This window comes from Lentibacillus saliphilus (genome assembly GCF_019093865.1).
Taxonomy (GTDB): domain Bacteria; phylum Bacillota; class Bacilli; order Bacillales; family Amphibacillaceae; genus Lentibacillus_B; species Lentibacillus_B saliphilus.
Window position 1 is genome coordinate 787,254 of record NZ_JABJXD010000001.1, and the last position, 19,217, is coordinate 806,470.

The following is a 19,217-nucleotide window of genomic DNA, read 5'->3' on the forward strand; positions in this document are numbered from 1 at the left end:
TTCCATACAAAAACAGCGCGAACTGAAGTGTTTTTTGCTCAGTACGTGCTGTTTTTAAAAATTAAAGCGACCTATTAAAGGTGCCCCGATTAGCTTAACGCCACGCGCCCATGCCACCTTGAACGTTAAAGACATGCTGAAAACCGTTTTTCTTAAGTACTTTAGCGGCTTTCATGCTGCGCATACCACTTTGGCAAATTACAATGACGTCCTTTTCTTTATCAAGTTCATTTATTCTTTTTGATAGTTCAGCTAATGGGATGTTTTTAAATGGTTTATGATGATTAGAACGGTATTCACCAGGTGTTCGAACGTCGATAAATTGAACATTTTTGTTTTTCTGCTTCTTTTTTGCGTCCTGCCCGGTGATATGAGTAATCCCCTTCACTGGCATGAAGCGTGTTGCAATAAACACAATACCCAGGATGATAATCACCCATTGAATGATCTCCATATCTATCATCTCCTATTACATAAGATCAACGACTTCTATTCTATATATCCTGTCGAGTAACCAAATAGAAAGCCCCAACGATGGGGCTTTTATGTTAAGCTTTTTGAATCCAAAATTTGAATACGTCGCCTTCTTCGGCTTCTTTCAACATTGTGTGTCCACCTGATTTTACCCAAGCTGTCAGATCACTTTTTGAACCTTTATCAGTTGCATGAATTTCTAATACGTCACCTGAGTTCAATTCTTCCATTGCCTTTTTCGTTCTAACGATCGGCATTGGGCATGCCAATCCCTTTGCATCTAATACTTTTGTAGCTTCCATCATTATCTCTCCTTATATAGTTTAATTAATTTTTGATAATACTTTCAAACGTTCAAGTTTCTTTTTAAAATCCTTAGTTTGACGTTTTTGGTTCCGTCTCTTCTTCCCAATCAAGCATGCCACCTGCGATATTAACGACATCATAGCCTTGCTCGTTTAAAAAGAGACATACACGCCCACTACGGCCTCCTGATCGACATACGATATGATGTGTTGTTGCTTTATCAATTTCATTTAGACGTTGAGGAACGTCCCCCATAGGGATGTGTGTTGCACCAGGAATCATTCCTTCAGCAACCTCCTCGTCTTCTCTCACATCAATAATACTTAAGCTTGCATCAGACTGTCGCTTTTGTGCCAATTCTTTTGTTGTTATTTCTTTCATGAGTTGATCTCCTTTCAATTGTCTATTTATATTGTTTATTATTATGTTTTATCCACCCATCTAAATACCTATAAGGGTATATAGATGCGTAAAAAAAATCAAATAAATAAGCTTACATTTCCATCTTCGGCATCACCGATATAGGCTGCTACCCCACCATACTCAATGCCATCAAGTAATTCTTCTTTTTGAAGTCCAAGTAGATCCATTGTCATTGTACAAGCTGTTAATTTAACATCTAACTCTTGAGCCATTTCGACTAATTGTGGCAGTGGCATCGCATTATGCTTTTTAATCACGTCTTTGATCATCTTTGGGCCCATACCGAGATAATTCATGTTAGATAAGCCCATTTTATCGGCGCCTCTAGGCATCATTTTCCCAAAAAGCTTTTCCATAAAACCTTTTTTCACTGGTACGTGCTCAGCTTTTCTTAACGCGTTTAATCCCCAAAACGTATGAAAAATAGTGACTTCATGATCATATGCTGCTGCACCATTTGCAATAATGTACGCAGCCATGGCTTTATCATATTCACCACTAAATAATACAATTGTTGTTTTCTTTTTAGTGCTCAATTCAGTTCCCCTTCCCCGCCCCTATACGCATAGGGGTATTATATTGTGATAAAAAATAGAGCCAACTAGATGACTCAATCTTTTGTTATCATAAAGGCATTTTTTACAAATGTCAACACATTTATTTAAGACAATGGAATAGATGGACGAAGCATGATACTCCTATAGATCAACTATCTGCTTTTCACAAGGAGATTAACCGCTTCTTTAATCATCTCATCTGATGACTGACCACTTTGTTTTTCGTTTCGAATACATTGTTCAAGGTTTTTCGAAACAACCAATGCGGCAGTACGGTCAATTGCGCTCCGAACAGCAGACATTTGTGTGACTACATCACGACATTCCTTATCGTCTTCCATCATTTTTAAAAGCCCTCTAACCTGGCCCTCTATACGTTTTATTCGATTTCTTACGTCCTTATCGTATTTCATGTTTTCACCTCTCAAAAACAATATTCTAGCAATAATATACGCTAGATCATTGTATAGTTCAATACTAATGATTAGCTTCCATCATGTCAACGTCCATTTATTAATACATGTATATCCTGTATGTTATTCATTCTTCCATCATAATATACCACCAGGGGTATATTGTCAACATTTTAAAAAATGAACTGCCCTACACGGAAGTAGGAACAGCTCATTTTTTTACCTTATATTTTTACAAGTAGACACCGACCCCTGGTCCGAATGGAATACCAGCTAGGACAAAAATGAGCAACAGTATGATCCACGTTCCAAGGAAGATAAGACTGTATGGTAACATTAATGAGATTAGTGTCCCCATCCCTGCATTTTTATCATACTTGCGCATGTAAGCAAGAATGATAAGAATATAAGGGTTTAACGGTGTAATAATATTCGTCGATGAATCAGCAATCCGATAAGCTGCTTGTATAAAAGCAGGGTTGTAGCCGAGTAAATAAAACATCGGGATAAAAATTGGGGCTTCTAGCGCCCATTGAGCTGACCCACTAAAGATGATCAAATTCAAGAAGGCTGTTAACAAAACGAAGCCGATAATAACAGTGATGCCAGTTAAACCAATACCTTCTAAAAATTCGGCACTGTTGACGGCAACCCATGTTCCGAGATTGGTCCAATTAAAATAATTGATGAATTGGGCTGCGGCAAAAATCAGTACAATATAGCCTGAGAGATCCTTCATTGCTTCACCCATATATTTAGGCACATCATTGGAGTTCTGTATCTTTTTAACGGTAATACCATACGTCACACCGAGCGTAATGAAGAATAGTAACAAGATTGGCACAATACCGCTTAAAAACGGCGAAGGCACAATCGTTCCTTCATCACTACGAAGCGGTGAATCAGGCCAAAACAAGCCGATAGCCAAAATGGCCAAAAACACGAGACCTGCAATTACTGCATTTTTCAATCCCCGTAATTCTAGTGGGGTTACATCCTCAAAAGAGTCCTCAAGGTCACCTTTATATTTTCCTAAACGAGGTTCGATAATCTTTTCCGTGATGAGCGCACCTACAGTTGACAATACGATAACCGATACGATCATAAAGAAGTAGTTATCAACCGGCGTTACATTAATCGTTGCATCAATTGGTTTGATCGCTTCTGTTGTAATTCCAGCTAAAAGCGCATCTGTTCCAGCCGGAATCATGTTCGCTGTAAAGCCAGCACCTGTTCCAGCAAAACCAGCTGCCAAACCAGCTAGCGGATGGCGACCAACCGTATAAAAGACCATAGCTGCAAGTGGTGGAACAAGGACAAAAGCTGCATCAGAAGCAAGGTTTCCTAAGATCCCAATAAAGATAACAGCATATGTGACAAGTGGTTTTGGAGCATTTAAAATTGATTTTTTAATCGCTGTTTCCAAAAGTCCTACTTTATCAGCAATTCCAACCCCGAGCATCATCACTAATACGAGACCGAGTGGTTTAAAGCCAGTAAAGTTATCAAGCATTGATCCGAGTATGTAACGAAGGCCTTCTCCGGAAACAAGACTACGGATCGCTAATTCTTCCTTCGTACCTGGATGAACCACGGTCGCACCAAGGCTGCTAACGAGCCACGATATTAAAATGATAAACAATGCCAAGTAAACAAAAATAAAGAATGGATTCGGTAATTTGTTTCCTACGCGCTCAATAGCACCTAAAAAACCTTTGTTCTCTGTTTGATTCTGTTTTGCCATAGATTCAACTCCCTATATGATTTTTTCTATATGATGTTATACAAGAGGCTGAAGCGTTAATCAAAACAGCTCTCCTTGTATAATCGTGCTGTTAAAACACATCTAGCAACTGATACACACGTCTTGGCCTGCCACGTTGTCCTGATTCTTCACCGACAACTTTCGCAAGCTTTGCACGTTCAAGCTCCTGTAAAATACGTCTTGCGTTGCGTTCTGTACTCTGGAGCCAGTTTGCAAGCTCCTGTGCAGTTATTTCGTCTTTTTCGTGATGCTGTGCCAACGTATAGACTCTCTTTGCCTGAGCAGCACTTACTTTAAGGTCCTCAAACGTTTCACCCCATTTTTCATGAGAAAAACGCTGTTGGTACAAGATGTTCTCGCTTTGGTCTCTAAGCTCTATCACCTCCTTTTCTTCATTAACAACGATCAAGTTATGACGATCATCTTGACGCGCATAGTCAAAAGCAATATGAACATGCTCATCAGCTTCTAGAACCGTTTGGCCATATCCAATACCGATTCGAACACCTAAGTTGCTTTGCACTCGAATATGCTCAGCAAGATCTTCAATTGAATGTTCAGTTTGATAGAAATCAACATCTCCACGCGTTGTGTAAATGATATATTTGCCATTACCTATTTTTGCAAGTGACCCATGAACTTTTTCAGCCACCTGCAGTAAAACGTGGTGTAATTCAAGCTCAGAGTGTTGTATTTTATAAGGTATAAATCCGTCTTCAATTGTTGATGGATAAATGACTTCAAATCCAATCATGACGAGCTGTTTTTTTCGATAAGACAGTTTTTGGGCGCGTTGTCTTAAATAATCAATCGCTAGACGGACTGACAGCTCAGATGGAACAACTCTGAATACGGGGATGTTTTTTTCTTTAAGCTTGTGATAAACGCTGTTAATGCACGTAACAGCGATGTCTGTCTTTTGTTGTTTATAACATGTTTCATGGAACAGAACGAGGTGATCACTCGGTATATAGCCTGTTTTGTCATACTGATGGATCGTCATTTGGTCCAAACCTGGACACGTCTTAATGACATCAAGCTGTGTATCATCGATAGAATCGAGGCTTATCGAATGAATCATTTTTTGTTTACGCATCACGGCCTCGAGTAAGACACCGAGAAGACTTGAGCCATGAAGTGTGGCGTATATCCCTTCGTGTGGTTGTATTAATCCATTCTGAAGGGCGTAATCATATGGAACAGGACCTGAAAAAAACCACTGGTCCACCCGGTCGTGACATGTTTGAATAATGTCAGCCGTATCCTCTGTCGAATCATAAATAAAAGGCTTGATATCTAAATCATCATACGTGCGACCAAAAGCCATAACACGCTCTACTGAATCTCGCGGTCCAATAGCGCCGACGCGGATTTTCACTGAATGCCACCCGCCTCTGTCTTAAGGTAGGCACTTAAAATGGCGACACCTTTTTCTAAATCTGCTAATGACGCATGCTCGTCAGGGTGATGACTGAGACCATCTTTACACGGAATAAATATGAGCCCGGAAGGCCATTTGGCTGCCATGTTCATAACATCATGCCCAGCACCACTATTCATAAGATGAGGCTTTAATCCAATCGTTTCACCCATACCATATATTTTTTTCACAAGAGATTGATCGAGATGGACTGATGGGTTATTAACCAATTCTGTGACACCAATTTCAACATGATACGTGAGAGCGAGTTCATGACACTTGTTTCTAATCGCTTCTGCAACATTCTCCTTGAGAGCATCAGAGACACTGCGAATATCAACGCCTAGCTCAACGCGTGCTGGTATAACATTCATCGCATTCGGTTCTAAGTGCATCGTACTAACAGTTGCAACAATCGGTGTAGATTCGACGTTATTTAAGTTTTTCGTATATTCATGGACAAAATTGATGACAGGCGCAACAGCAACAAGGGCGTCTTTCCGTTTGTCCATTGGTGTTGTACCCGTGTGACTGGCTTGCCCGTTAACGACTATCGTCAAACGAATTGGTGTTGCAATCCCTTCAACAACGCCTATGTCCTTACCAGCCTCTTCAATTTGCATACCTTGTTCGATATGCAACTCGACAAAGCTTTTTAGTGATGCTTGAGGTCGCTCTGCTTTACTAAAGTCATTCCAATCGTAACCACAGGCTGAGACTGCTGCCTCGATAGAAATCCCATCTGAATCTAATGTGTTGCCAATAGTCGGATCAAACAACCCACTTATCGCCTTGCTACCAAGCGTGGAAATTCCAAAACGAGCAGATTCTTCAGAACGGAAAACGATAATTTCAATTGGATGTGTAGGCTGAAACCCTTCATCTTTAAGCACTCGAATGGCTCCAAGCGCACAAAGTACGCCCGCCAAGCCATCATAGCCACCACCATTAATTACCGTATCTAAATGTGACCCGGTTGCAACAGCAGGTTGATCTAGGTCAGTTCCTTCCCACCGTGCAATTACATTTCCAGCTACATCTTCTAAAACAGTGAGGCCTAAATCGTTTTCTGCGATGTTTTTAAACTGATCAATCGCAGCCGTCTCCTCTATCGTATAGCCAAGGCGCGTAAAGCCATTCGGTTGTTTCATAGTGTCAACTAGATTCAATTTCAGCATATGCTCCTCGAGCCACTGCTGGACCATGATATCAATCTCCTATTCTATTAAAACCCTCATTGTTGTTGATATACGCAATCACACGTGTGAATGTTGTAACAGCCGTCTTTAGAGCTTGTTCATCAAAGTTAAATGCTGGATGATGATGACCAGCAGGTAACGGACTCGGAAACAAAAGAAATGTCGCTGTGCCGCCATTTTCTTGAACACGTTCCATCATAACTGTAACATCTTCAGATGCACCGATTTCGGCTGATTTTAAAACGTTTGTAATTCTAGGTTCATCTTGAACTGCTAACGTGATAATGTCTTGCCATTCTTCATCACATCGCCCAGTAATTGCTTTTCCCATTAACTGAGTACGTGCTGCTACACCGTGAATATCACCTGATGACTGAATGATACGAATGGCTTCATTGTACATGTAGTCATCGAGCTCAGACGTTTCTCCACGTGTTTCCAGTGACATATGCGCCGTATCAGCAACCGCATTTCGTCCTGAACCAGCCATCAACGTGCCAACATTAATTCTCGTCGCACCATCCTTATGTCTTGGGATACCGTGTAAGTGCAAAGCGGCAGTCGCAGCTGCAAGCAAGGCATTCTGACCGGCATTCGGTTCTAATCCAGCATGAGCAGAATGTCCTTTGAATGTCACGTCCAACTTCGTACTCGCCAAAAATTTTGTCGTTGTAGCTACTACCGTACGCGCATCTGTATCAACAATCCCTATATGACCACTTAAAAATAGGTCAACGTCGTCGAGCCATCCTTTTGAAACCATCGCTTTAGCACCACGACCACCTTCTTCTGCCGGTTGAAATAACAATGTGTAGCGCCCTTTAAGTTGATCTTTATAGCGATCGATAAACTTGGCGACACCTAGGCCAATTGCGGCATGACCGTCATGGCCACAGGCGTGCATAACGCCTGGACGTTCAGAAGCAAAGCCAAGTTTCGTAGGATCATGATCTTGGGAGTTTGACTCATGTATTGGCAAGGCATCAATATCAAAACGCAATGCGACATGTGGACCTGGTTGACCTGTCTCTAGCTGGGCTACAAAACCGGTATGACCGCCAGCCATTTTGTTTAAAACGGCTTCGGGAACACCGATATTTTTTGCACTTTGTTCAGCTTCAGCTAGGATATGGTCCTCTGGAACACCATACCGATCCTTTGTTTCAAGCGCATCGGTCCCATAAGTCAACGTAAACGCGGTATCCTTTAAAGCGTCCATGAGGCGCCATGTTGTCACATATTCAGTAAAACCAACCTCTGGATATGCATGGAGCATCCGTCTCTTTTTGATTAAATAAGGTGTAATGTCTTCGGTAAAGGTCGTGTCATACTTCATACGGACGTGCCTTTTAAATCATTTAATATATCTAATGCAACTTGTTTCATCATCATGACACCGTTTTTCAAAGCTGCTTCATTCAATTTGAAAAAAGGATCGTGTAACGGTTTTTGTCCTTCACCAATTGAAGAACCAAGCCAGTAATACACACCTGGATATTTAAGAAGAAAACGCCCAAAATCCTCTCCTCCCAGGCTAGGAGTTACAACTGGAACACTGTCTTCCCCAAACATTTGCGCTGCTGTTTGCTTCACACGGTTTGCCCATTGTTCTGTGTTCACAGTAGCAGGGTAGCCATCATAATACGTAATCTCAACAGACGTATTCATCGATTGGGCAACGCCGTTAACGACTTCATGAAACCGTTGCTTAATTTTTTTCTTCATGTCGTTCGACTGTGTCCGAATCGTCCCCTCCATGTTGACTTCATCAGCAATAACATTGTAGCGGTAGCCACCCTCCATCTTTCCAACTGTAATAACAGCCGGATCGAATGGGTTCGCATTACGACTCACAATCGTCTGCAGTGCTGTGTAAATTTGGTTGGCAGCAGCAAGTGCATCAACTGTGTCATGTGGCATAGAGGCATGACCGCCAGAGCCTTGCACCTTAATTTGAAAACGATCTGAATTCCCCATAATCGGCCCAGCCAAAACACCAAATTGACCAACAGGCAAGTTCGGCCATACATGCTGAGCGACTAAAACGTCAGGTTCGTGTTCAGCAAATACGCCATCAGCCATCATTTGAGCTGATCCCCCTACAGGTGAATCCTCTTCTGCTGGCTGAAAAATGAGCAACACTTTCCCCTTAATATTTGCCTTATCTGCCATCAAAAGCCGACCTACCCCTAACAGCATTGCGGTATGTGCATCATGTCCGCAGGCGTGCATTTTACCGTCAATAGTTGATCGAAACGGTTCATCTGTTTTTTCAGTAATGGGTAGCGCGTCGATATCAGCTCTTAAGCCAACTGTCGCACCTGGTTGATCGCCTTCAATAATTGCTAAAACACCTGTTCCAGCAAAGCCTGTTTGATACGGAATACCGTATTCATCTAGTTTTTGTTGTATTTTTTTTGAAGTCTCATATTCTTCACCACTTAATTCCGGAAATCGATGTAAATCTCGGCGAAATGCAATTAAGTCACTTAATATGTTGTCAATGTTTTTCATACGACCGCTCCTTACGTTATTCCTGTTTATTCCCAAGACATCACATTAAGGAAAATGTCCATATATGTTCCGTTATTACATAATAGCGGTTTACAGTTATTTTGTCTAGATGTATTGGAGAATTTTTTGAAAACACCCATTAATCCCGCTCGTTTTTTTATGACATTAAAGGCTACTTTAAAGCACAAAAAACAGCTCAACTCACAACGTTTACCGTTCATGAATTGAGCATTTTAATCGTTATTTACCAAGTGCATTAAGACCCTTCTGCTAATCGAATTACAGAAGATTGGCCATTGCTCCACGTCGTTTGAAATGCAACATCATAATCCTTACACATCTGTTTAATATGTTCCATACCGACATGGCCAGAAACACTTAGCAAAAAGACGCATATGTCAGTTTGTCTCACGAGTGCTTTTAAACGTGTTAGATCGTCCTTTGTATCCCCCCATAAAAAGAGACCGCCTCTTTTTTCGATGGCATCTTTATAAAGGCTTTTCATCGGTTCATTTCCAATGACGAGCACAGTTTTATTGTCCAACGTCTGATCTAAATCAACATCAACCTTATCGTTATTCTTTAGAGATTTTTTATTTGTGACAGACACCTCAGGTATATGAAGTTCTTCTACCTTATGTACCCAAAGTACTTTCGCTTGATCAATATGAGGGGATTTGTATGCAATATCTATTAAATCGCCTTCTTCTATTTTAAAATTAAAGACATCATTTTCATCCAATAAAATCGGATAAATGCTGTCGTTAAAACGAATATACGCACCTGTCTCAGCGCTTTTTTCGACAACAAGTCGACCAGCTTCCTTAATTACAGGACAGTAATTATATTGAATGCGCTCAGGTAAATCCTTGCCATCTCCCTTCTCAGCAAGCTCATAACGAAAATGATTACTCGATGACTCAGGTCCTTCAATTGCTTTCGCATATACTTTATCTCCGTGTGACAGTCCGAGCTTTCGAATAATACCCTCCGGAACGAAACCGGCTATTTCTGGGACAAATCCCCCTCTAATTTTGCGTTCAAATGTAAACATACGATGACGAACGGATTCCTCGAGGTCACGATCACTAGCTTCTAATTGTTGATTCGTACAATCGTTTTCATCTGCTACATCTGATTGTTTATGACGATGAAGCTGGTCATGATCAATTTTAGAATCTTCTTCTTCATCGTCTAAAAAACGACATTGCTGCTTTGCCGTATATAAAAGATAAACCCGCTCAATGAGTTCTAATTGCTGTTTAAGTATAGGGAGCTTTTGGTCCATTTGTTCAAAATCAAGCGATTTTAACGTTCGTTCCATATCTACTTTAAGCATATCCAGCATGTCCATATCCATTCCGCGACCTCCTAGTTTAAAATTAATATTTTATTATTTCTGAATTATTAGGGTGAATCATTCTCTTAACGTTTGCGATCAAGCAATATGTAGAAAAAGATATTATGTCTGCTGTCTACTGTACTGTCGTTAGTTTTGAATTGGAGCTTTAAGGGTGTGATCTGGACCAGATAGGGTCAATAATAGAGGGGAAATTTGGAAAATGAATAAGGTTATGTACATACTAACAAACTCACATAAGATTAATCAAGCACGTATTATGAGTTTGTTCCATAAAATAAAGGATCGCAGCAGCATGAGTATGCGCATACGATCCCTGAAACGGAGGCTCATTAAAATCTTCGGAGAAATGCTTTTGTCCGTTCTTCAGTTGGATTGTCAAATAGTTGTTGGGCAGGGCCTTGCTCTACAATAACGCCTTGATCCATAAAGACGATGCGATCTGACACCTCTCGCGCAAACTCCATTTCATGGGTGACGATCAGCATTGTCAGACCCGTATGTGCGAGCGACTTCATAACATTGAGCACCTCACCGACCATTTCAGGGTCTAGTGCTGACGTTGGCTCGTCAAACAGCAATACATCAGGCTCCATTGCCAATGCACGTGCAATAGCAACCCTCTGCTTTTGACCACCCGATAAATGTTTCGGCTTTGCATGAATATATTGTTCCATACCAACGTCACGTAAATAGTTCATCGCGACATCCTCGGCTTCCTTTTTAGAGCGCTTTAATACTTTACGCTGTCCGATGACACAGTTACCGAGGGCATTATGATTGTTAAACAAATTAAATTGCTGAAAGACCATACCGAGATTTTTCCGATACGCATTCATATCATGCGTGTCATCTAGTATATTTTCACCTTGATATATGATTTGGCCGCCTGTTGGCTTTTCTAGTAAATTGATGCAGCGTAAAAGTGTAGACTTTCCTGATCCAGATGAGCCAATAATTGATACGACCTCACCTTTATTGACCGTAAAATCAATATCCTTTAAGACTTCATGACTGCCAAATGATTTTTTTAAATGTTGAATTTCTATTACTGGTTGCATCGTGTCTTGCTCCCATCTTGTTTAATCCTATGATTGTTCCTTAAATTGTGGTGTTGTGACCTGCATTTGATTACCTGCCATCATATAGTTGTCAGGACCATCCATTTTTCTTTCAATGAATCTCAAAATACGTGTCACTGTAAATGTCATAACGAAATAAATGATACAAGCAATTAAAAATGACTCGAAATACTTAAAATTATTTCCCGCAATTGTTTTCGTTTGAAAATAGAGTTCTGTAACTGAAATAACGTTTAAAACAGATGTATCTTTTATATTAATAACGAATTCGTTGCTCGTTGCTGGCAATATATTACGCATCACCTGTGGCAAAACAACGTGACGCATCGTTTGAATGTGATTCATCCCGATCGCTTGCGCTGCTTCAAATTGTCCTTTATCAATAGAAACTATGCCGCCACGCACAATTTCCGACATGTACGCACCGGTGTTGATTGATACGATAAAAATCGCAGCATACAATCGATCCATATCAATGCCAAATGCCATCGCTGATCCGTAATAAATAACCATCGCTTGAACGATCATCGGTGTGCCACGAAAGATTTCAATATAAGCTGAAAACAGCCCACCCAATACGCGATGAATGATCCGTTTAAACAAACGGTCTGGTCTAGGAATCGTCCGAAAAACACCAATCAACAAACCAATTAGTGCCCCAATAATCGTTCCTACCATAGAGATTAATAACGTTACACCTGCCCCCCGTAAAAACATGGGCCAATTTTCTGTAACGATTTTTATGACGGACTCAAAACTCATAATAATTGCTCCTTACTGCTTTTCAGCTTGCTCTTTTTAATCTGACTTTTTCTAGACTAACATGTTATCCGATGATGGACACATGCATGCTGTATAAAAGGCCAGACAAGCCTTGAGAATGATCTGTCTGGCCTTTTATGTTTACTGAGCGGAAGGCTGATTTTGAATGGCTGCATCCATAATGTCTGTTTGTTCTTCTATTGAGATGTTTGCCAAAATATCATTGATCTGCTCTGTTAGATCACTTTCTTTACGAAGTCCAACTGCAATTGCTGTATCTTCCTCTGACGTTGAAAAACCGTCTGTAAACTCGACCATAGCGTAGTTGTCATTAGCATTGGAAGCACTGATGGCCTCAGGACGTTCAGTGACGTACCCATCAATAACACCAGATTCTAATGCGACACGCATAGCTGGAAAATTGTCCATAGCTGTTTGCTTGTCCACCCCTTCAATTTGATCAATAACTGAATAATGGAATGTATTGAGCTGACCTGTTATTTTAGCACCAGAAAAGTCATGAATGGACTGAGCATCTTCGTACGCGCCGCCTTTTTTCACAACCATAACGAGATCTGATTGGTAATACACGTCAGAGAAATCAATGCTTTCTTTTCGCTTTGCTGTTGGCGACATCCCAGCAATAATCGCATCAATCTTTTCTGATGTAAGTGCTGGTACGAGACCATCCCATTCCGTTTTTACAATAACGAGCTCTTTGCCGAGCCCTTCCGCAATACGCTTTGCAATTTCCACGTCATATCCACCAGCATATTCCGAATTGCCATCAATCTTCACAGCACCATTCGCATCATCCATTTGCGTCCAGTTGAATGGTGGGTAGCCTGCTTCAAGACCGACGACAAATGTATCCTCATTCGTTTCCTCACCGGATGCCTCATCTGTTCCACATCCTGTGAGCATCGTTATCACTCCGAGACACATAACAACTAACAATAAAACCAATCTCTTTTTCATTGCTTTTTCTCCTCCCATTTCTTCTATACGTGTTTGATCAATAAGGGCGAACAAAACAAAAAATGCGACCCGAGATGAACTTGGGTCGCATTTTATAAATGCCCGTCATTCCTCTTCTTTTCTCATAATGAGATAGCTCAACTCGATAAATTGGAAATTTATCAAGACAGTCCTGCAGCTATTGACTACAGACCCAGCTGGATAATAGTGAGGCTATTATCCGCTTCGGCGACATTTCCTAGTCATGCAGCATCTTCGCTTCCTCAAGCTCTTCTGCTGACCGTTAAACGTCGCGCCTCTACCTCACCTGCTAAAAGTGAGGCCTTATTAAATTATGTCCCATATTATATCGAGGCACATTTGATTTGTCAAGGACACTTCGAAAATGAATTCAAAAAGAGCAGTCCAAAAGGATCAACCATTTGAAAAAAGCGTACGGAAGCACATAACCGTATAAACCCACGTATAGCCGCATATATCACATCTATGCAGTATATATCCGTTTGGACACGTATATATAACAAATGGCACGCATATTTTAAAAATGTGCCGCATAAGCGCCCATGGAGACGCATAAGCACTGAAAGCGCCGCATATTTCAGCGACGCTTCCGAACGATCGTGCAAGCTTAATAAACATACACATTTTTTTACATAAAAGACCTTAACACCTCATTGACCACTCCGGTCTAACGTGGTAAACTAAAACCATGTTGACCACTCCGGTCTAATCAAACAGGTGCAAAGGAGGCTTCAACGTGGAATCGTTTCTCAACATCGAACCTGACAAGCAACAACGGATACTAAACGCAGCACTCAATGAGTTTGCTGCTAAAGGATTTGATCAAGCTTCCACAAATGAAATTGTGAAAGCTGCTGGAATCGGAAAAGGTATGCTGTTTTATTACTTTAAAAGTAAAAAGGAGCTCTTTCATTATTTATTGCGGTACAGCTTTGACATCGTTGAAACATTATATATTGATCAAGTTGACATGACTGAGAAAAATTTTATTAAACGCGTTCAAAAAGCGGCGCGATACAAATTTGAGGTATATGCCAAGCACCCGAATGTTTTTGAATTTCTTAGCACTGCTCTTATCTCGGAACACGCAGAATTACCAAAGGATATACAAAAAAGATACGACACCTTATATACCGACGCCTATCAAAAAATGTATGACAACATTGACTACTCTCTATTTCGAAGCGATATGGACAAAGAGAAAGTCATGCAAGTGATCCAATGGACATTTGATGGCTTTGAAAAACAATTGATTGAAAAACTAAAGCATAAAAATGTTAAAACCATTGCTTTCGAACCTTATTGGGATTTATTTGACGATTACCTAGAAACATTGGAAAAAGCCTTTATAACGCATGGGAGGGATTAAGATGACGATTTTGAAGACGACGGGTTTAACAAAGAAATTTGGGACATTCACAGCACTTGATGGTGTGAACATTGAAGTTGATGAAGGGGAAATTTACGGATTTATTGGTCCAAACGGAGCTGGAAAATCAACAACGATCCGAATCTTACTCGGAATGCTAAAGGCAACATCAGGTAAAGCAACTATTTTTGGAAAAGATGTATGGACAGATGCCGTTGACCTTCATCAACGCATTGCCTATGTACCTGGAGACGTCAATCTGTGGCCGAATTTAACAGGTGGCGAGGTCATTGATTTATTTTTAAAGCTGCGCGGCCCAATCGATGTCGCTCGTCGTGATGAACTCATTGAAGATTTCCAGTTTGATCCAACGAAAAAGTGTGGCTCTTATTCGAAAGGAAACAGACAAAAAATCGCTTTAATTTCAGCACTTGCTGCAGATGTTGATCTTTATATTCTGGATGAACCAACTTCAGGGCTTGATCCTTTAATGGAGCGCGTATTTCAAGACTATGTCATTGATGCAAAAAACAATGGCAAGAGCATATTATTATCCAGCCATATATTGTCTGAAGTTGAGCGTTTATGTGATAAAGTCGGAATTATTCGCGAGGGTCAGCTCATAGAGTCTGGAACACTTGATGATATGCGCCATTTAACACGGACGAATTTACACATTGAAACGAAAGAGCCCCTCTCAGAATTAGCTCGTATGAAAGGGATACACAACCTTGTCGTCAAAAACACCATCTATGATTTTCAAATCGACACAGAACAGATGGATGCTATTATGAAATATGTAAGTCAGCACGGCATCGTTAATATGGTCAGCACCCCACCTACACTAGAGGATTTGTTTATGCGGCATTATGAAGGGGCTGAAAAAGGAGGCGCATCGTAATGCGATCGCTATTTTCTAATACGAACATGCTCATCAAGTTGAACATACGGCGTGATCGTATCCGTATTCCCGTATGGGTCATCTCACTAACGGTTATGATATTTATGGTGGCCGTTGCCTTTGAAGAATTGTACCCTACCCAACAAGAAAGAGACATTCTTGGTCAAACAATGGATAACCCTGCAATAACTGCAATGCTTGGGCCAATGTCACAAGGGCCTTACACAATTGGGGTCATGACAGCACATGAAATGCTCTTAATTACTGCTCTGATTGCTGGTGTGATGAGCATTCTCTTATTCAATCGACATAATCGACAAGATGAGGAAGATGGACGTCTCGAAATGATTCGGTCCTTCCCTGTCGGTCGCCTTTCGAGCTTAAGTGCTTCTTTTATCGTGGTGACATTGACAAATGTGTTGCTTGCTTTGGTAATCGGTGTAGGGCTTGCGTCGCTTGGCATTAAATCCATGTCATTGGAAGGCTCTCTATTGTATGGGGGAACAATTGGTGCTACTGGCATATTTTTCGCTGGCATAACAGCGTTGTTTAGCCAGCTGTTGCAAGGAAGTCGCAATGTCTTTGGTCTATCTATGGGATTTCTGCTTCTCGCATATCTCATTAGAGCAGCCGGTGATGTGGATGAGTCTTCATTATCAATGCTCTCACCACTCGGTTGGGTAACCGCAACAGATGCCTATTATTCTAACAATTGGTGGCCTGTCATCGTTTTAGGAATAGGCGGATGTGTTTTATTTGCTGGAGCTGCATTCTTATACAGCAAACGAGATTTAGAAGCAGGTCTTATCCCTTCTCGTCCTGGAAAACAGCACGCATCTTCACTTTTAAATGGACCATTAGGACTCGTACTTAAACTACAACGCACTGGGATGATCACATGGGGCGTTGCATTACTCATGCTTGGTCTTATGTATGGCTCAGTCTTAGGAGACTTAGAAACGTTCATTACAGGTAACGACATGCTCAACGAAATGATTGTTGCTCAAGGCGACAATTCGATAACAGAGCAATTTCTCCCTTTATTGTTAGCTGTTATCAGTTTGATTGCAACAGTACCACCAGTCATGGCAATGAATCGTCTCTATACAGAGGAAAAAAAGGGGCGAAATGAACATATACTATCACGCACAGTGTCCCGTTCACGCCAAATGGGCACATATATTGGTGTTGCGCTTTTCAACGGCTTTATAATGGTGTCGCTTAGTGCAATTGGTCTATGGACAGCAGCTCAAGTGACCATGGATGACCCATTATCATTCGGCTTAATTTTCGGTGGTAGTATGAGTTATTATATGGCAACGATCGTCATGATCGCCTTTAGTGCATGCATCATTGGCGTCATACCAAGATTATTATCACTTGTTTGGTTTTATGTGTTCTATTCTTTTCTAGCAATCTATTTAGGTGGCTTGCTCGATATTCCTGATTGGTTGCAAAATGTATCACCATACGGACATGTCCCACAAATACCGATCGAAGACATGACTGCCTTACCACTCATAGTGCTTGCACTTGTGGCGGTTGGATTATTTATAGTCGGTCTAACCGGTTATCAAAAGAGAGATATAGCAGGCTGATATGGGAATTTAAAATGGAGGTAGTTGCATCGATGCAACTACCTCCATTTTTATATGATTACCGTGCGAGCAAACCTGCTACAACATGTCGTTTCCAATTTCCCGTTTGTCCGATATCATGCCATTTAATCTTTCCTAGCTTAAGAGGCGTGATAAATTGGGCTCCTTCTTGAAACTGATCACTTACATCAATTGCAACCCAAGTTCCTGGTTCTACCTCATCAATGATTTCAACACTCGACCCCATTTGTATACCACGCTCGACCTTCTGCGACTCCACGGTCCCAGCAGATGTCATTTTCCAAATGCTCTGGTCAAAAAGCCATGACGCCTCGATCGTTGATGCACTGAGTGATTCTTTTAATGTAATGGTCGCATCAGCATGATACCCTGGTAGAATGGGAACATCGAGCTGCTCTAACGCCTCAGTTTCAACAAAGAATGAATAATGATTTGAATCCTCCAATTCAACTTGCTCCGGTTGATCATTCATAGCGGAAATGGTTCCATCTAACGTTACATTTTGTGCCGTTAACCTTAACTGGACAGGCATATCTAGATTCACAATCATACGGTCCTGTTCTGTTAAGATTCCCCTAGCTTGCAATTGAGGTTCTGCAATTGTCATCAGCGGGGGTTCAAGTGACTCCGAGATCTTGATAACTGTTCCATCATAAGGACTTGTAACAGTAATCGTTTCTTCCTCCCTATCTAACGATGCAGTATCAGCTTTTACAGCAGCCAATCGTGCTTGCAACCGCTCCAATTCTTTTTCCTGTTCAATTATAAATTGTGTCTTCAACATATTCGCTTCACTCGTGTCTTGAGGAATTTCCACTGTTTGCTCCTCATCTGGCAGCAGGACTGATATGGTGTCGTTTTCAACGGTCGTCATGTTTATTTTTGTAAGTGCAGCTTCTACCGTCACGATATCATCTTTTAATTGCTGTGCCTTTTCCTCTAATGACGCTTTCGCTTCTGCAATATCTCTTACGTCGTATGTATATAAAGCGTCTCCTACACTGACTTTACTTCCCTCTTCAACGAGAAATTGTTCGAAATCACCTGAGAGTTCATCAAAGTAAACATTGTGTTCATGTATATAATCAAATACACTGTCCTTTTCCAAGTACTCATATAAATCTTCCTCAAACACTTTATCCCACTTGTCTACAAAAACCAATCGGTCAATATGGTCATCATTATCAAACAGGATCAAACACGTGTTTAGACTAATGAACAGAATGATGCCGACGACAAGCCATTTTTTCCTCATCACCTAAACCACCTGCCTAGCATGTTATCGTCTACAGATGCCAGCGTTGCAGCAAGTGCCCATTGACAAAGATGAAGCAAAATAATGCTCGTCCAAATCCAATGCGCGTTAACCGTTGAGAGGCGTTTAATAAACGTCATTTGAAACCATATAACGCCGAATTGAATGAGTGAAATAGCCCCGAAGAAATAAATGACCCATGATACGTCCGTTAAATATGATGCGATAAGCCCTAAGGAAAGTGGAGACGCATACCAATCGAGTCCTGCATAAAGTGTGAGCGGTATCCAAATGATGCGTTCCAAAAGTAAAAGCAGCAAAACGACTAATTGCATATACAAAAGTTTTTGGTAAGGTATTTTCGTTATGTAATGTAAGATCAATGATGGTATAAATATGACACACACTGCAAAAATGAAACCAAATCCAGTTCGACCGATCACAAACCAAAACTTCACAGCCTCATATTCATGTGCAGACAACCAAACTGCGCCTTGAGACAAAATAGTCGTACCCATTCCTTTGGAAGCCATTATCGCATAAACACCGATACTAAGTGCGATCAGCCAAAGCATAGACAACCAAATATTGTGCATTTTTTCTGCCTGTTTTATCCGAAACAAATGATCATCCATCCTAAACAAAACTTTAAAGACATTTGCTCGATATGTCATATATACCTCCTCTAAAATCCTTTCTTTTCTGTGTATAAATGATAACTCATTTTAGGTAATATTCCAATAGATTTTTATTTATCAGTTAACTTTTTCTAGAAATATATAGAGCTTGAAGTCTTTAA

19 protein-coding genes and 1 riboswitch are annotated in these 19,217 nt (G+C 40.8%); of the genes, 3 read left to right on the forward strand and 16 right to left on the reverse strand.

Annotated elements, in window-relative coordinates:
* Positions 1–94: 94 nt before the first annotated feature.
* The 14 genes from HPC67_RS03955 to HPC67_RS04020 all read right to left on the reverse strand — a co-directional run bounded on the left by HPC67_RS03955 (position 95) and on the right by HPC67_RS04020 (position 13,253).
* Complete coding sequence (locus HPC67_RS03955) at positions 95–454, reverse strand: rhodanese-like domain-containing protein (RefSeq protein ID WP_217586120.1); 360 nt, start codon at positions 452–454, stop codon at positions 95–97.
* A gap of 94 nt (positions 455–548) precedes the next feature.
* Entirely contained in the window at positions 549–776 is a 228-nt protein-coding gene (locus HPC67_RS03960; RefSeq protein ID WP_217586121.1) for a sulfurtransferase TusA family protein, read from the reverse strand.
* A 73-nt stretch (positions 777–849) separates the two neighbouring features.
* Positions 850–1,161: a rhodanese-like domain-containing protein gene (locus HPC67_RS03965; protein WP_217586122.1), complete on the reverse strand. Its 312-nt coding sequence runs from the start codon at positions 1,159–1,161 to the stop codon at positions 850–852.
* Positions 1,162–1,259: 98 nt separating this feature from the next.
* On the reverse strand, positions 1,260–1,739 hold the full coding sequence (locus HPC67_RS03970) for a DsrE/DsrF/DrsH-like family protein (RefSeq protein WP_217586123.1): 480 nt from the start codon (positions 1,737–1,739) through the stop codon (positions 1,260–1,262).
* A gap of 173 nt (positions 1,740–1,912) precedes the next feature.
* Positions 1,913–2,173 (reverse strand): metal-sensitive transcriptional regulator, encoded by a 261-nt coding sequence (locus tag HPC67_RS03975; protein ID WP_217586124.1) that lies wholly within the window; start codon positions 2,171–2,173, stop codon positions 1,913–1,915.
* A 232-nt stretch (positions 2,174–2,405) separates the two neighbouring features.
* Positions 2,406–3,917 carry an AbgT family transporter gene (locus tag HPC67_RS03980; protein ID WP_217586125.1) on the reverse strand — a complete coding sequence of 504 codons (1,512 nt, stop codon included), beginning with the start codon at positions 3,915–3,917 and terminating at the stop codon, positions 2,406–2,408.
* Between the two features lie 91 nt (positions 3,918–4,008).
* A complete protein-coding gene (locus HPC67_RS03985; protein ID WP_217586126.1) occupies positions 4,009–5,316 on the reverse strand; it encodes a helix-turn-helix domain-containing protein in 1,308 nt (435 codons plus the stop codon).
* On the reverse strand, positions 5,313–6,563 hold the full coding sequence (locus HPC67_RS03990) for a M20 family metallo-hydrolase (protein WP_217586127.1): 1,251 nt from the start codon (positions 6,561–6,563) through the stop codon (positions 5,313–5,315). The genes HPC67_RS03985 and HPC67_RS03990 overlap by 4 nt, the downstream gene beginning before the upstream one ends.
* A 4-nt stretch (positions 6,564–6,567) precedes the next feature.
* Complete coding sequence (locus HPC67_RS03995; protein WP_217586128.1) at positions 6,568–7,893, reverse strand: amidohydrolase; 1,326 nt, start codon at positions 7,891–7,893, stop codon at positions 6,568–6,570.
* Positions 7,890–9,071, reverse strand: a complete 1,182-nt coding sequence (locus HPC67_RS04000) for a M20 metallopeptidase family protein (protein ID WP_217586129.1) — start codon at positions 9,069–9,071, stop codon at positions 7,890–7,892. Before HPC67_RS04000 ends, HPC67_RS03995 begins: the two co-directional genes overlap by 4 nt.
* A 256-nt stretch (positions 9,072–9,327) precedes the next feature.
* Complete coding sequence (locus tag HPC67_RS04005; protein ID WP_217586130.1) at positions 9,328–10,431, reverse strand: DUF2325 domain-containing protein; 1,104 nt, start codon at positions 10,429–10,431, stop codon at positions 9,328–9,330.
* A gap of 332 nt (positions 10,432–10,763) precedes the next feature.
* Positions 10,764–11,492: an amino acid ABC transporter ATP-binding protein gene (locus tag HPC67_RS04010; RefSeq protein ID WP_217586131.1), complete on the reverse strand. Its 729-nt coding sequence runs from the start codon at positions 11,490–11,492 to the stop codon at positions 10,764–10,766.
* 27 nt (positions 11,493–11,519) lie between these two features.
* Positions 11,520–12,275, reverse strand: coding sequence for an amino acid ABC transporter permease (locus tag HPC67_RS04015; protein WP_217586132.1), 756 nt, complete (start codon positions 12,273–12,275; stop codon positions 11,520–11,522).
* Positions 12,276–12,416: 141 nt separating this feature from the next.
* Positions 12,417–13,253: a transporter substrate-binding domain-containing protein gene (locus tag HPC67_RS04020; RefSeq protein WP_217586133.1), complete on the reverse strand. Its 837-nt coding sequence runs from the start codon at positions 13,251–13,253 to the stop codon at positions 12,417–12,419.
* A 125-nt stretch (positions 13,254–13,378) separates the two neighbouring features.
* A riboswitch (Lysine riboswitch) is annotated at positions 13,379–13,562 on the reverse strand.
* 448 nt (positions 13,563–14,010) lie between these two features.
* Between HPC67_RS04020 and HPC67_RS04025 the strand changes: the two genes are divergently transcribed.
* The 3 genes from HPC67_RS04025 to HPC67_RS04035 are packed head-to-tail and all read left to right on the forward strand — an operon-like array spanning position 14,011 to position 17,142.
* The gene (locus HPC67_RS04025) at positions 14,011–14,643 is read left to right on the forward strand and encodes a TetR/AcrR family transcriptional regulator (protein ID WP_217586134.1); all 633 of its coding nucleotides are present in this window, start codon (positions 14,011–14,013) and stop codon (positions 14,641–14,643) included.
* A 1-nt stretch (position 14,644) separates the two neighbouring features.
* Positions 14,645–15,544, forward strand: a complete 900-nt coding sequence (locus tag HPC67_RS04030) for an ABC transporter ATP-binding protein (protein WP_217586135.1) — start codon at positions 14,645–14,647, stop codon at positions 15,542–15,544.
* A complete protein-coding gene (locus HPC67_RS04035; RefSeq protein WP_217586136.1) occupies positions 15,544–17,142 on the forward strand; it encodes an ABC transporter permease in 1,599 nt (532 codons plus the stop codon). Before HPC67_RS04030 ends, HPC67_RS04035 begins: the two co-directional genes overlap by 1 nt.
* A 58-nt stretch (positions 17,143–17,200) precedes the next feature.
* Here HPC67_RS04035 and HPC67_RS04040 read toward each other — a convergent pair whose 3' ends face one another.
* Positions 17,201–18,418, reverse strand: a complete 1,218-nt coding sequence (locus HPC67_RS04040; RefSeq protein ID WP_217586137.1) for an efflux RND transporter periplasmic adaptor subunit — start codon at positions 18,416–18,418, stop codon at positions 17,201–17,203.
* Positions 18,418–19,092: a hypothetical protein gene (locus HPC67_RS04045; protein ID WP_217586138.1), complete on the reverse strand. Its 675-nt coding sequence runs from the start codon at positions 19,090–19,092 to the stop codon at positions 18,418–18,420. The genes HPC67_RS04040 and HPC67_RS04045 overlap by 1 nt, the downstream gene beginning before the upstream one ends.
* Positions 19,093–19,217 lie beyond the last annotated feature (125 nt).